This is a genomic window from Streptomyces sp. CBMA291, assembly GCF_014596525.1.
Taxonomy (GTDB): domain Bacteria; phylum Actinomycetota; class Actinomycetes; order Streptomycetales; family Streptomycetaceae; genus Streptomyces.
Map to the genome: position 1 here is coordinate 1 of NZ_MSJP01000061.1, position 13359 is coordinate 13359.

13 protein-coding genes are annotated in these 13359 nt (G+C 71.6%); 1 reads left to right on the forward strand and 12 read right to left on the reverse strand.

The genetic code is table 11. The annotated features are described in order from the left end of the window. From BU197_RS15855 to BU197_RS15905, 11 genes are all read right to left on the reverse strand, one after another. The coding region (locus tag BU197_RS15855; RefSeq protein WP_317453391.1) for a hypothetical protein at positions 1-558 on the reverse strand (558 nt) is incomplete at its 3' end. A 125-nt stretch (positions 559-683) separates the two neighbouring features. Next, positions 684-1463 carry an HAD-IIA family hydrolase gene (locus BU197_RS15860; RefSeq protein ID WP_188268943.1) on the reverse strand — a complete coding sequence of 260 codons (780 nt, stop codon included), beginning with the start codon at positions 1461-1463 and terminating at the stop codon, positions 684-686. Positions 1464-1541: 78 nt separating this feature from the next. Continuing rightward, complete coding sequence (locus BU197_RS15865) at positions 1542-3080, reverse strand: alkaline phosphatase family protein (RefSeq protein WP_188268944.1); 1539 nt, start codon at positions 3078-3080, stop codon at positions 1542-1544. A 210-nt stretch (positions 3081-3290) separates the two neighbouring features. Beyond that, the gene (locus BU197_RS15870; RefSeq protein ID WP_188268945.1) at positions 3291-4349 is read right to left on the reverse strand and encodes a 2-aminoethylphosphonate ABC transporter substrate-binding protein; all 1059 of its coding nucleotides are present in this window, start codon (positions 4347-4349) and stop codon (positions 3291-3293) included. A 102-nt stretch (positions 4350-4451) separates the two neighbouring features. Beyond that, complete coding sequence (locus BU197_RS15875; RefSeq protein WP_188268946.1) at positions 4452-5249, reverse strand: ABC transporter permease; 798 nt, start codon at positions 5247-5249, stop codon at positions 4452-4454. Further along, entirely contained in the window at positions 5236-6159 is a 924-nt protein-coding gene (locus tag BU197_RS15880; protein ID WP_411158492.1) for a 2-aminoethylphosphonate ABC transporter permease subunit, read from the reverse strand. The genes BU197_RS15875 and BU197_RS15880 overlap by 14 nt, the downstream gene beginning before the upstream one ends. Further along, complete coding sequence (locus tag BU197_RS15885) at positions 6152-7204, reverse strand: ABC transporter ATP-binding protein (protein WP_188268948.1); 1053 nt, start codon at positions 7202-7204, stop codon at positions 6152-6154. Before BU197_RS15885 ends, BU197_RS15880 begins: the two co-directional genes overlap by 8 nt. Further along, the gene (locus tag BU197_RS15890) at positions 7201-7932 is read right to left on the reverse strand and encodes a phosphonatase-like hydrolase (protein WP_188268949.1); all 732 of its coding nucleotides are present in this window, start codon (positions 7930-7932) and stop codon (positions 7201-7203) included. The genes BU197_RS15885 and BU197_RS15890 overlap by 4 nt, the downstream gene beginning before the upstream one ends. Before the next feature lie 5 nt (positions 7933-7937). Then, positions 7938-9059: a TIGR03364 family FAD-dependent oxidoreductase gene (locus BU197_RS15895; protein ID WP_188268950.1), complete on the reverse strand. Its 1122-nt coding sequence runs from the start codon at positions 9057-9059 to the stop codon at positions 7938-7940. A gap of 88 nt (positions 9060-9147) precedes the next feature. Continuing rightward, on the reverse strand, positions 9148-9945 hold the full coding sequence (locus BU197_RS15900; protein ID WP_317452168.1) for a GntR family transcriptional regulator: 798 nt from the start codon (positions 9943-9945) through the stop codon (positions 9148-9150). Further along, positions 9942-11126, reverse strand: coding sequence for a hypothetical protein (locus BU197_RS15905; protein ID WP_188268951.1), 1185 nt, complete (start codon positions 11124-11126; stop codon positions 9942-9944). The genes BU197_RS15900 and BU197_RS15905 overlap by 4 nt, the downstream gene beginning before the upstream one ends. A gap of 459 nt (positions 11127-11585) precedes the next feature. On the opposite strand from BU197_RS15905, the gene BU197_RS15910 reads away from it, so the two are divergent. Next, on the forward strand, positions 11586-11822 hold the full coding sequence (locus tag BU197_RS15910) for a DUF6243 family protein (protein WP_188268952.1): 237 nt from the start codon (positions 11586-11588) through the stop codon (positions 11820-11822). 405 nt (positions 11823-12227) lie between these two features. Here the strand turns inward: BU197_RS15910 and BU197_RS15915 are convergent, their stop codons facing one another. Next, entirely contained in the window at positions 12228-13358 is a 1131-nt protein-coding gene (locus BU197_RS15915) for a hypothetical protein (RefSeq protein ID WP_188268953.1), read from the reverse strand. Position 13359 lies beyond the last annotated feature (1 nt).

Sequence of the window (13359 nt, forward strand, 5' to 3'; positions counted from 1 at the left end):
CTCCTGGGCGCGGCGGCGGGAGCTGCGGAAGGCGACCGCGACGGCGGCGACCCCGGCCAGACCGAGCCCGACCAGGGTGTACGGGGTGCCGAGGCCGCCGTCTCCGCCGGTCTGGGCGACCCCGGGGGCCATGGGCGCGGCGAACGCGGCGGTGCCTCCGCCACCGGCCCGTACCGGGGCGACGGGGCTGCTGTGCGGGGTCGGCCGGTGCGCGGGCTCGTGGGCGGCCGGGTGGGAGGGCTCGCGGGAGGGCTGGTGGCGCTGGACCCGTACGGTCCCCGCGTCCGGGTGCTCGTGCCCGTCGCAGACCACCCCCACCTGGTACGTACCGTCCTGGAGGCCCGAGCGGAGGGTGGCACCGCCGGTGAGCGGGCGCTCGCCCCGGTCCCGTCCGGTCAGCTCGGCGTCGGCGACGAACGCCGGGGACTTCGCCGTTCCGGACGCCTCCCCGCAGCCCTGGACGCGGATGTCGATGTCGGCGCCCGGGGCGGCGGTGGCCGGGGTGGCGGCTGCCTTCACCCCGTCGTGGGCGTACGCGCCGGCGGCGGGTGCGAGCACGAGGGCCAAGGCCGCCCCCGCGGCACGAAGAGCAATGGGACCTGAACGCATCGTGACCTCCTGGTACTGGCAGGGTCACCCGGATCGGGCCGCTTCGCATCCGCAGGGAACGGCGGCGGGGAGGTTCAGATCCGGTCGACGAGGTCCGCGATCGAGTCGACGATCTTCGACGGGCGGAACGGGAAGCGGTCGATCTCGGCGTGGCCGGTGAGACCGGTGAGGACCAGGAAGGTCTGCATGCCCGCTTCGAGACCGGCCAGGATGTCGGTGTCCATCCGGTCGCCGATCATGGCGCTGGACTCGGAGTGGGCGCCGATCGCGTTGAGCCCGGTGCGCATCATCAGCGGGTTGGGCTTGCCCGCGAAGTAGGGCTCCTTGCCGGTGGCCTTGGTGATGAGCGCGGCGACCGAACCGGTGGCGGGGAGCGGGCCTTCGAGCGAGGGCCCGGTCTCGTCGGGGTTGGTGCAGATGAAACGGGCCCCCGCGTTGATCAGCCGGACCGCCTTGGTCATCGCCTCGAAGGAGTACGTCCGGGTCTCGCCGAGCACCACGTAGTCCGGGTCGTGGTCGGTGAGGACGTAGCCGATGTCGTGCAGCGCGGTGGTGAGACCCGCCTCGCCGATGACGTACGCGGTGCCGCCGGGGCGCTGGTCGTCGAGGAACTTGGCGGTGGCCAGGGCCGAGGTCCAGATGTTCTCGACGGGGACGTCGAGGCCCATCCGGGCCAGACGGGCGTGCAGGTCCCGGGCGGTGTAGATGGAATTGTTGGTGAGGACCAGGAACGGCTTCCCGGTCTCCCGCAGCTTCTTGATGAACGCGTCGGCGCCGGGGATCGGCACGCCCTCGTGGATGAGGACGCCGTCCATGTCGGTGAGCCAGGATTCGATCGGCTTGCGCTCTGCCATGGGTGCGGGACTCCTGCCGTACAGACCTGCGTGTGCTGGGGGCGCCGCCACAGCACTGTGGCGGCGCCCCCAGCCTAGTCAGGATGTGGCGACCCTGACCCCGTCGAGGGTCCAGTACCAGTTGTTGGCCCCGGTGTAGCGGAAGCGGAAGCTCACGCTGGAGGCTCCGGCGGGGACGGCGACGGCGAGGGACTGCGGCTGCGAGATGACGTCGGCGGTGTAGCTCTTGACCAGGACCGGGGTGCCGCCGTTGAAGCTCGCGAGGACCTGGGCGCTCTGGGCGCCCTCCTGCCGGTAGAGGGTGGTGAAGTCCAGGGTGACCGTACCGGCCCCTGCGACGCTGTAGGCGGGGGTGACCAGGGTGGAGTCGTAGCTTCCCGAGAAGGTCTTGTCGGCCCACTCGTCGGAGTCGGCGACGGCGAAGACGCCCCGGGCGCGCACGTTCAGCTCGCGGGACTGGTCGCGCTGGGAGCGGGACCAGAACTCGTCGGTGGCGAAGGACCAGCCGCGCCACTCGGTCATGCCGCCGGTGCCCATGGCGTTGTTGATGACGGACCAGCCGCTGGGCGCGGTGTGGGTGAAGCCGAGGATTCCGGCGGGGATGCCGGTCTCGTCGACCCGGCCGGTCAGCGAGCCGTAGAGGGTGTCGAACGGGTCGCCGGAGCGCTCCTGGACCGGCTTGCCGTCGAGTCCCCACGCCGGGTCGGGCACGATGCCGAGCTGGTGGAAGACGGTGGCGGCGACGTCGACGAGCCGGGTGTCGATGGGGCGGGCGCCCGCGGCGATGCCGGGGCCCTTGGCCAGGACGAAGGTGCGGCGCTCCTCGATGCTGGAGCCGCCGTGGCCGCCCGTGTCGGTGTGGCCGTGGTCGGTGGCGACGATGACGGTCCAGCGTTCGGCGGCGTACGTCGGGCGGGCCTTGATCGCGGCGAGGAGGCGGCCGAGGTAGGCGTCCTGGACGTCGATGGCGGCGAGGTACTGGGCGCTGGCGGCGCCGAGGTTGTGGCCGATCTCGTCGGTCTCGCCGAAGTAGACGAAGAGGACGTCCGGGTTCTGGTTCCGCAGGACGTCCTCGGTGAGGTCGGTGATGGTCCGGTCGTTGACCGCGTAGTTGTTGTCGTAGACGAGCTTGGCGTCGGCGCCGGGGGTGACCGTGCCGTGGGTGTCCAGCTCCGGCCAGTCGACGGCGGCGAAGAGGGAGAGTGCGGGGCGGACCTGGTGCAGCCGGGCGAGGAAGCCCGGGTAGCGGCCGTAGTTCTTGCCGGTGAAGGTGTTGTCCTTGACGCCGTGCTTGTCGGGCCAGACGCCGGTGGAGATGGTGGACCAGCCGGGGCCCGAGGAGGTCGCCGCCATCGGGTTGGCGTAGAGCAGGGAGCGGCCGTACGTGCCTTCGGCCATCAGGGACTTGAGGTGCGGGGCCTGGGCGGCGTCGATCCGGTCGTACCGCAGGCCGTCCATGCCGACGACGAGCACCTTGTCCTGGCTGGTGCCGTCGGGGAGCACGGGCGCACCGGCCGCGAGGGCGCCGGGGGCGGCGAGGGTCCCGGTGGCGGCGACGGCGGCGGTGGCACCGGCGGCGGCGAGCACGGTGCGGCGGGAGATGCCGGGGAGCGGCATGTCGGGGTCCTCCGTGGAAGTCCGGGGAAGCGGGGGCGGGCATGCCGACGCCCCTGATTTCTCAGGGGCGTTGGTCCGTACCCGTTATCCTTCCGCGATGCGCGGAGGGGCTGCCAGGGACGTGCGGTGAACTCTTGGTGCCGTGCGGCGGTCGGTCGGCTGCCGTGCGGCGGTCGGTCCGTCGCCGGTCGGCTGCCGGTCGGCGGTCGGTCAGCTGCCGGTGGCGGCCTTCCAGGCGTCGACGTACGTCTTCAGGTTCTGGTCGATGTCGGTCCAGTCGGGCTGGAAGATCTCGACGCCCTCGGTGATCTTGGCGAGTTCGACGGCGTTGGCGTCGGTGGGCTTGACGTCCTTGCGGGCGGGGAAGCCGCCGCCGACGGCGCTGACCTGCTGCTGGGCGTCCTGGCTCAGCATGAAGTCGAGGAGCTTCTTGCCGTTCTCGGTGTGCGGGGCCTTGTCCACCAGGCCGGCCGCGTACGGCAGGGCGAAGGTGGTGGGCTTGCCCGTACCGGCGGCGGGGAACCAGATGCCGAGGTTCGGCATGCTCTTCGACTGGGCGTAGTTCATCTGGACGTCGCCGTTGGCGGCGAGGAGTTCGCCCTTGTCCACCTTGGGGGCGAGCTTGGAGGTGGAGGAGGACGGGCCGACGTTGTTGGCCTGGAGCTTCTTCAGGTACTCCATGGCCGCGTCCTTGCCGCCGAAGTCGTGCATCGCCTTGATGAGGACGGCGGTGCCGTCGCCCGCGACGCCGGGGGTGGAGTACTGGAGCCTGTTCTTGTACTTGGCGTCGAGCAGCTCCTCCCAGGTCTTCGGGGCGGTGGCCAGCTCCTTCTTGTTGTAGATGAAGCCGAAGTAGTTGTTGACGACCGAGGTCCAGCTGCCGTCGGTGGCCTTGTCGCCGCCGTCGACCTGGTCGGAGCCCTGCGGCGCGTACTTCTGGAGGAGGCCCTTGGAACCGGCCTGCTGGATGAAGGGGGGCAGGGTGACGAGGACGTCGGCCTGGGTGTTGCTCTTCTCGCGGAGGGCGCGCTGCACCATCTCGCCGGAGCCGCCCTCGACGTACTTGACCTTGATGCCGGTCTTCTTCTCGAAGTCGGCGAAGACCTTGTCGTACCAGCCGTCGCCCGCCTCGCCCTTGAGGCCGTCGGCGCTGTAGACGGTGACGATCTTCTCGTCGGCGGCGTCGGAGGAACCTCCGCAGGCGGTGAGGCCGGCGGCGAGGACGAGGGAACCGGTCAGTGCGGCGATCGGCTTGGCGTACGTACGCATGACGTTCTTTTTCTCCTGGGGAAGGAAAGCTCGGGGTGACGCGTGGAGTTCGGGGTGACGCGGGTGAAGGCTCGGGGTGAAGCGGTGAGGCTCTGGAGCGGCCTAGCGGAACGAGGCCTTGGTGCGGATGCGGGAGACGGCGAGCAGGGCCAGCAGGGTGGTGGCCATGAGGACCACCGCGAGCGCCGAGCCGGTGAAGAGGGAGCCCCGGTCGGTGGCGGTGAAGATGCGCACCGGGAGCGGGACCCAGTCCGGCGGGTAGAGCATCATCGTGGCGCTCAGTTCGCCCATGGAGAGGGCGAAGCAGAGTCCGGCCGCCGCGTTCAGGGAGGGCAGCAGCAGCGGAAGCTTGACGCGCAGGAGGACGTACGAGGGGCGGGCGCCGAGGCTGGCCGCGGCCTGCTCGTACATCGGGTCGAGGCGCCGGATCGCGGCCGAGACCGACTGGTGGGCGAAGGCCGTGACCAGGACGGTGTGCGCGATGATCACGATCCAGCGGGTGCCGTTGAGGAGCAGCGGCGGCTGGGAGAAGGCGACCAGGACGGCGAGTCCGACGACCACCGAGGGCACCGCCACCGGCAGCATGAACAGGGCGTCGAGGACCTTCTTGCCCTTCTTGCCGAGGGCGGCTCCGGCGAGGGCGGCCCAGGTGCCGACGGTCAGCGCGATGACGCTGGCGGTGACGGCGGTGATCAGGCTGGTGGTGAGCGCCTGGAGGGATTCGCCTCGGACGGCCGCCGCGTAGTGGGCGGTGGTGGGTCCCGAGGGGAAGGCGCCCGACCAGTTGGTGGAGAAGGAGGCGGTGACGATGACCGCCAGGGGCAGGGCGAAGAGCGGGACGAAGAGGACGCCGAAGGCGGTCCAGGCGGTCCAGCGGCCCGAGCGGCTATGCACCAGCACGGCGGCTCACCCCCCGGTAGACGGTGTAGAGGCCGACGGAGAGGGCGATGTTGACGACGGCGACCACGCAGGCGGCGGTGTAGTCGGATTCGAGGATCGCCTTGCTGTAGACCAGCATCGGCAGGGTGGTGACGCCCTTGGCGCCGGTGAAGAGGACGATCCCGAACTCGTTGAGGCACATGACGAGGACCAGGCTGCCGCCCGCGGCGAGCGCGGGGAGCGCCTCGGGCAGGATCACCTGCCGGACGATCCGCATCGGGCGGGCGCCGAGCGAGGAGGCCACCTCCAGCTGCGCGGTCTCCAGTTGGGAGAAGGCGGCGAGCAGGGGGCGCATCACGAAGGGCGTGAAGTAGGTGATCTCGGCGAGGAGGACGCCCCACGGGGTGGTGAGGAACTGGAAGGGGCCGGTGGCCGCTCCGGTGACGTCCGTCCACAGGCCGTTGGCCATGCCGACCGTGCCGTAGAGGAACAGCAGGGCGAGCGTGATCAGGAAGGACGGGAAGGAGAGGAAGACGTCGATGAACTTCGACACCGCCTTCCCGCCGGGGAAGGGCACGAACGCGATGACGACCGCGAGGACGAAGCCGAGGACGAGACAGCCGACGGTGGCGGCGACGGCCAGCCAGACGGTGGTGACGAGGGCTTCGCGGAAGGACGGGGAGGCGAAGACGTCGGCGTACGCGCCGGGGGCCAGGGATTCCTGGACGACGAGCGCCAGCGGGTAGAGGAAGACGACGGCGAGGACGGCGACGGGCGGGAGGGCCCAGACCCAGCCGGGGACCGTGCGCCGGGGGGCCGAAGCGGCGGCGGGCGCGGGGGCGGTGACCGCGGGGGCGGGCGGTGCGGGCGGTGCGGGGGTGGTCGTCTTCACCGGTTCCCTCTCCTTGAGCCCGGTCGCGGGGCTAGCCATCGCCGACCCCCGATCCGAGCAGTACCGCGTCTTCCGGTGCGAAGTTCAGGGTGACCTCGGTGCCGAGCGGCGGGGTGTCCCGCAGCTCCCGGACGTCGGCCTTGACGCGCCGGCCCGCCGTCTCGACGTAGAGGCGGTGGGTGGAGCCGCGCCACTGGACCTCGGTGATCCGGCCGCGCAGGGCGTTGGGTCCCTCGCCGAGGCCGATCAGGTGCGGGCGGACGCAGAGGGTGGCGGCGGCGCCGGGGGCGATGCCGTCGGTGGCGACGCTGAGCCGGGTGTCCCCGAGGGTGACGCCGTCGGGGGTGACGGTGACCGGCAGCAGGTTGGCGTTGCCGACGAAGGAGGCGGTGAACTCGGTGCGGGGCCTGCGGTAGAGGTCCTGCGGGGTGCCGCAGTCCTGGAGGCGGGCCTTGTCCATGACCGCGATCCGGTCGGCGAGGGTCAGCGCCTCGATCTGGTCGTGGGTGACGTAGAGGATCGACACGTCGGGCAGTTCGCGGTGGAGGCGGGCCAGTTCGGCCAGCATGCCGGAGCGGAGCTGGGCGTCGAGCGCGGAGAGCGGTTCGTCGAGGAGGAGGACTCCGGGCCGGATGGCGAGGGCGCGGGCGATGGCGACGCGCTGCTGCTGGCCGCCGGACAGCTCGCGGGGGTACCGGTGGGCGTAGGACGCCATGCCGGTCATCTCCAGGGCTTCGGCGACCCGGGCCGGGATCTCCTCCTTGGAGACCTTCTGGGCCTTGAGGCCGAAGGCGACGTTGGCGTCGACCCGCAGGTGCGGGAAGAGCGCGTACTGCTGGACGACCATGCCGATGCCCCGCTTGTACGGCGGGAGATGGGTGACGTCACGGTCGCCGATGAGCACCCGCCCCGAGGCCGGCCGCACGAATCCGGCGACGGCCCGCAGCGCGGTGGTCTTGCCGGAGCCCGAGGGCCCGAGGAGGGCCATGACCTCGCCGGGCTCGACGGTCAGGTCGAGGCGGTCGAGGACGGTGGTGCCGCCGTACGCGACGGACACGGCGTCGAAGCGGATGCCGCTGGTCATGCCTCGTACTCCCGGATCAGCTCGGGGAGTCCGGCGATGGTGCCGAGGACCCGGTGGGCGCCGTGGCCGGTGAGCGCGGCCTCGTCGTGGGCGCCGGTGAGGACTCCCGCGACGAGTCCGGCGCCGGAGCGGACACCGCTGAGCATGTCGTACGAGGTGTCCCCGGCGACCACGACCTGCCGGACGTCGTCGACGGCGCCGGTGCGCAGGAAGGCGGCGAGGACCATGTCCGGGTACGGGCGGCCCCGGCCGCCGGCGTCGGCCGGGCAGAGGGTGAGGGAGACCAGGTCGCGCCAGCCGAGGGCGTCGAGGATGGCGTCCTGGGTGACCCGGGCGAAGCCGGTGGTGAGAACGACCGTGCGGCCTTCCTCGGCGAGGGCGGCGATGGTCTCGGCGGCGCCGGGGATGGCGGCGATCCTGCCGTCGGCGACGAGTTCGCCGTAGGCCGCCTCGAAGGCCTGGTTGGCCTGCTGGGCGCGGTTCTCGTCGCCGCCGAAGAGGTGGCGGAAGACGGAGATCTTGGACTCGCCCATGGTGGCACGGACGTAGTCGATCATCGTGGCGGGGTCTTCGCCGAGCCGCTCGGCGGCGGTGGCGAAGGCCTGCTCGACGAGTCCCCCGTCGGCGACGGTGGTGCCGGCCATGTCGAGGACGACGAGGTTCTTCTTCTGCTTCTGGTTCACGGGGGTGCTCGTGCTCACGGAGTCGGGGGTGGGGTTCGTGGTCATGGGGTTCACCAGCCCAGCGTGTCGGCGGTCGTCTCGGCGATGGCGGGCGAGCAGGTCATGCCTCGGCCGCCGGGGCCGGTGACCAGCCACACGCCGTCGCGGACCTGCTGGCGGTGCACGACGCGGCTCTTGTCGGCGCACTGCGCGTACACACCGGCCCAGCGGCGCCGGATCTTCGGCAGCGGGCGGCCGAGGAAAGACTCGACGACCCGGGTGAGGTGCTCGTAGGGGTCTTCGAGGGTGTCGAAGGCGAAGGGGTGCTCGTACTCGTGGGTGTCGCCGATGGTCAGCCCGCCGTCGAGGCGCTGCACCATGAGGAGCTGCATCTTGTGGGCGGCGGCGGTCGGGTCCTGCGGCTGACCGGCCTGAAGGGCGTCCAGGGCCTCGGAGGCGTAGGCCGGGTAGTAGCGGAAGGAGTCGGCGTCGGCGACGGAGGTCGTCAGCCGCTCGCCGAGGGGCTCCGTCTGCATCATCTGGAGCCGGACGCGGCGGACGGGGACCTCGCCCGCGACCTCGCGGACCAGACCGGAGAGCCAGGCGCCGGTGCACAGGACGACGGCGTCGCCCCGGTGGATCTCGCCCCGGTCGTCGCGGACGGCGTTCTCGCCGACGACGTCACGGACCTCGCGGTTCGGCAGGAACGTGTAGCGGCCGCTGGCGAGGAGGGCCTCGCGGAGGGCGAGTTGCGCGGTGCGCGGCTCGACGGCGGCGTCCCGCTCGCACCACAGGGCGGCCTGGAACTCACCGCGCAGGGCCGGGTTGACCTCGCGCGCCTCGGCGGCGGTGAGCAGCTTGTAGCCGCGCGCGGCGGCGTCGGGGCGGGCCAGGGCGGCCTCGGCGACGGCCAGTTCCAGCTCGTTGCGTACGGGGGTGAGGGACCCGATGGCCCGGAAGCCGAGCCTGGGGACGCGGGCTCCGACGCCCTCCCAGAGTTCCCGGGCGCGCAGGGCGGTGTCGAGTTCCTCGCCACCCGCCCGGCCACTGACCCAGATCTGGCCGAAGTTGCGGAGGGACGCCCCGCGCGCCTCGGCCTCGCGCTCGATGTGTACGACCTCGTGGCCGCGTTCCACTGCGTGCCAGGCGTGCATGGTTCCCACCACGCCGGCTCCTACGACGATCACCTTCATGACAGCGAGATTCGCGGCGGGGGGTGTCCCGGGTGGGGCCGCCGGGCAACGGGACGGTGAACGGGCCGACAAGCTTGGACCAGACCCGTTACCGTTCCGTGATCAATGGAGGCGGGGGTTCCGAGGGCCGGTCCTGGCGCCCCAGATGGGCCGTGAAACTGAACCGGTCGCCCCGGTAGAGGGTGCGGACCCGTTCGAGCGGGCGGCCCGCCGCGTCCCGGGAGACCCGGTGCAGCAGCAGCATGGGAAGGGCCGGCGGGGTGCCGATCAGCAGGGCTTCCCTGGGGGTCGCCAGCACCGTCTCGATGCGCTCGTCGGCGTCGCCGAAGGAGATCCCGAGCCGGTCGCGGAGATAGGCGTAGAAGGAGGAGTCCGGGTCGAACTCGACGTCGAGCCCGGGAGCCCGCGCCTCGGAGACGTACGTGCTTTCGAGCCCGACCCGCTCGTCGTCGGCGAGCAGCACCCGCTCCATGTGCCAGACGTTCGCGCCGGGCTCGGCGCCGACCTCGGGGGCCAGCACCTCGGGGCAGGGGAAACGGTCCAGCGAGATCAGCGCGCGGCCGGGGCGGCGGCCCTGACGGCGCAGGCCCTCGGTGTAACTGGCGAGGGAGAGCGGCTGTTCGAGTTTGGGACCCGCGACGACCGTGCCCCGGCCCTGCCGCCGGAGCCGCCCTTCGAGGAGGAGTTCGCGCAGCGCCTGCCGCAGGGTCTCGCGGGACACCTCGTACCGGACGGCGAGGTCCCGCTCCGTGGGCAGCAGCCCGCCCTCCCCCAAGTCGTCGACCATCAAGGAGAGTTTGGCCTTCACCGCGTAGTACTTGGGAACGCGGCCGTGCTCCGGAACGCCGGCGCGGACAGGGGCGCCGGGGGTGCTCTGATAGTTCACCGGGGGATGGTCGCAGACGGGGATGAACGGGAAGGTGTACGGGAAGTGACCCGCCGGTGCCGGACTTTCCGCCCCACGATCACCAACACCGCACCGAGCAGCAGGAACCCGCCCGCGTAGGGCGCGACCCGCAGGGCCCGAGCCCTCGACTCCCGCCCGGTGTAAGCGAGTTCACCCCGTACGGGGCTCTCGTCGACCTCCGACTCGACGGCGCCGGGGCCGAGGGGCCGGGGGGCGGCCGAGGGGGGCCGGGAAGGGGGGGATGTGTCAGGTGCGGGGGGCCGGGGGGTGCCGCCGACGACGGGGGTGCTCTGGGCGGGGCCGGGGGTGACGGGGCTCTGGGCGGGGCCGGTGCCGGTGGCGGGGGCGGGGCTCGTACGGTCAGACCTGCCCGGAGTCGCCGACATCGGCGACTCCGGCTTCGGCGACTCCGACGTCGGCGACTCCGGCCGGTCTGGGGCGTAAGGGGTGCCCGTGGCGTCAGGGGTGCCTGTGGCGTCAGGACCGGCGGGGCCGACGGTCAGCCGGTAGTCGCCGGACTCGCCCACCCAGTCGCCGTCGGCGCCCCGGCGCTGCACGACCGCCGCGTTCACGACGACCTCCTCGGGGGCGGTCCCCACCCGGAAGGCCAGCCGTACGGGGACGGTGAGGGTCCCGCCGGCGGGCACCGCGAAGCCGCCGAAGCCGGTGAAGGCACCCACGTTCTCCGCCTCGTCGGTCCCCTCGAAGGCGACCGGACGCCAGCGGGCCGCGCCCTCGTCGTAGAACTCCAGCCGGATCTGCTCGGGCCGCAGGACCCGGTCGCGGTCGGTGAGGACGAGCACCGGATGGATGCCGGAGCAGGAGGCGGCGGTGGTGTTGGTGAGATCGAGCCGCCACTCCTGGAAGACCCCGCCCGCCGGATAGTCGACGGGCCCGCCCCGAATCCGCGCGGCGAGCGGAAACACGACCCCGGCGGGCGGACCACAGGAGGGCGGAAGGGGCTCGGGGACAGGGGCGGACGCGAAGGCGCCGGGGGCGGCCAGGGCGGAGGCGGTGGCGGCCGGGGTGGCCGGGGCGGAGGCGGGGGCGGCCGGGGTGGGAGCGGCCAGGACCAGCTGTGCGCCGGCGGTGACGGCGAGCGCGGCGACGGCCGTGGAGAGGGCGCGGGAGCTGCGCGGGCGCAGGGGTACGGGTGCCATGGGGCCGGGCCTTTGCTGGTCACGGGCGTACGGGTCGGCCGCGACGTTGCCACGCGGGCGGGGGCGGGGGGAATGGCGGCGCCGGGGGTGTCCCTCGGATGAGCGGGGAATCGGTCCGTTTAGCGGATGGTGTGACGATCGGAGTTTGAGCCCGAGGATGCGTCCCGGGAGGCCGCCCTCCGCCGGGAGATCCACGAGGAGATCCACGAGGAGATCACCCACGCCCCCGAGGGGCCATCGGCGACGGCCCGCTCGGGACCGGGTACGTGAGGCAGCCCGGCGGGCGGCGAAAAGCCCGGCGCGAGGGCTGCCGGAACGGGGTAACGTCTTTGTCATGTTCTTCCAGACGCCGATTTACGAGTGAGAGCGTGACGGGCCCCTGTCGACACCGCTCCGTGTCACCGCGCCCGTCCCCCACCGAAATCCGTAGACCACCTCACCTCATCACCGGGAGAACCCATGCCCGACAGCAAGAACATCAACAACCCCGTGGGCCAGGGCGGCGGCCAGCGCAAGCGGCAGTCCCGCGCCGAACGGCAGAACAACGGCCCGCATCGCAACCTCGACCGCCAGAACGCAGCCGACAACAAGGCGGAACTGGTCCGCAAGATGCGCGAGAAGGCCCAGGCGACCGAGACCACCACGCAGGCGGGCGAAGACGCCGGTCAGACGGACGACGCCGCCACGCAGAGCTGACACACGGCCGCCACAGGACGGCACCGCACCGGGGAATCCCCGGACACGAATGAAGCCCCAGGTCCCTGACCTGGGGCTTCGCCGTGGAGCGGATCGGTTGTCCCTACTGCCCGCAGCCGGGAAGGTGGGCCTTGCCGCTGGCGTGAATGATGATCGCAGCCGTCGGCCACTCGTCCCATCCGTCGGCGGACGCACCGCCGCGAGGTGTGCGCGGAGCGCAGTCCGCGCAGTTGTGCATTTCATGGCGTTCGCAGTACCGCATCGTCCTCTTCCCGTCAGGTCCGCGATCAGGCTACTGAGATCGGACCTGAAACCAGGCCAATTCCGAGGCATACATACTGATATGCCAAACCGTCCGGACGGTGCGGCACGGCTCGCGTCAGCGTTCCCCTCGGGCGTGAGCAGCTACTGCCCCAGGGACGGATCCGGTCCGAAGTCGGCGACCCGCATGGTGGCCGATCCTCCGGGCGGGCTGTTGAGCACGCCACGGACGCGCACGGGGATGCCGGAGTCGTGGCAGCGCACTGCCTCGTGATAGCCGGCGTCGGGAAGATCCATCCAGACCGTGCGACTGCGTCGCTGGATGAGGGCCTGGACGCCCACTCTGCCCGTCTCGTCGCCCGGATGGCGGTTCAGGTGGGTGACCAGCCCGAAGATGACGTTCTCGCGGCTGTAGACACTCGTTTTGAGCTGGTCGGACACCCGCTCCACGATGGCGATGGCATCGTGGTTGAACTCGACTTCGCGTGGTGTTCCGGGCGGTGCTGCCGCCACCCGGGACCAGTTGAAAGTCACGTCCAGGGTGTCGACCGCGTCGCTGTTCACGACCTTCGTCAGGGCTTGGCACAGCTCGTACGAGACGCCTTCCCCGATGGAATCGGTGATCTCGCTGGGAGTGGGCACCCGCGTGGCGCCGGCCATTTCCTCCAGCACGCCCAAGGCGCGGGACATGGTCGCGGTGACCCGCCGGTCGAAGAGCGTCTCCTCGACCTCGATGTCGATCTGCTCCTGCCCGCGCTCGTACACGTCCCGAGGGGACCGCGCCTGGCTGATGATGGGCACGATGTACGAGCCCTTGCGGGTCTGGCCGAGGCGGACATCGCGGGCCTGGTCCCGGGCGCGCGTAGGGAAATTGCGAAAGTGTCCCTGTCGGCGGATGGTGGCGGCGGCCGAAGCCACGCGGAGACGTTTGGCGGACTGGAACAACTCGAATCCGGCATCGAGTGGAATCGATCCGTCGCGAATGGTGGGGTGGGACGCTCTGAGGTCCGTGACGTCGTGGAAAACGGATGCGATGGCGTCCTGCACGGTCCGGATGTCTTCGGAACCGACACGCGCCAGGTCCTCGACGAGCATACGGGCGCGCTTGCCGAAATCCGGGGCGCCCGCCTTCATGGGGACGAGTACGACTTCCTCGGTCGGCCCCGGCAGGCGCCAGAGTTCCGCCACGGCGCCGCCGGAGACGGCAGACCAGCCGGTGACCTTGAGGTAGCTGCGGATCTCTTCGGGCCCGAAGGGAAGTGCGTCGCTCGCCATG

Excerpts from the sequence above, each read along its gene's own strand:
- BU197_RS15880 (WP_411158492.1), bottom strand. The coding sequence starts at position 6,159 with ATGGCTAGCCCCGCGACCGGGCTCAAGGAGAGGGAACCGGTGAAGACG.
- BU197_RS15865 (WP_188268944.1), bottom strand. The coding sequence starts at position 3,080 with ATGCCGCTCCCCGGCATCTCCCGCCGCACCGTGCTCGCCGCCGCCGGT.
- BU197_RS15905 (WP_188268951.1), bottom strand. The coding sequence starts at position 11,126 with ATGGCACCCGTACCCCTGCGCCCGCGCAGCTCCCGCGCCCTCTCCACG.
- BU197_RS15895 (WP_188268950.1), bottom strand. The coding sequence starts at position 9,059 with ATGAAGGTGATCGTCGTAGGAGCCGGCGTGGTGGGAACCATGCACGCC.
- BU197_RS15860 (WP_188268943.1), bottom strand. The coding sequence starts at position 1,463 with ATGGCAGAGCGCAAGCCGATCGAATCCTGGCTCACCGACATGGACGGC.
- BU197_RS15885 (WP_188268948.1), bottom strand. The coding sequence starts at position 7,204 with ATGACCAGCGGCATCCGCTTCGACGCCGTGTCCGTCGCGTACGGCGGC.
- BU197_RS15915 (WP_188268953.1), bottom strand. The coding sequence starts at position 13,358 with ATGGCGAGCGACGCACTTCCCTTCGGGCCCGAAGAGATCCGCAGCTAC.
- BU197_RS15890 (WP_188268949.1), bottom strand. The coding sequence starts at position 7,932 with ATGACCACGAACCCCACCCCCGACTCCGTGAGCACGAGCACCCCCGTG.
- BU197_RS15870 (WP_188268945.1), bottom strand. The coding sequence starts at position 4,349 with ATGCGTACGTACGCCAAGCCGATCGCCGCACTGACCGGTTCCCTCGTC.
- BU197_RS15910 (WP_188268952.1), top strand. The coding sequence starts at position 11,586 with ATGCCCGACAGCAAGAACATCAACAACCCCGTGGGCCAGGGCGGCGGC.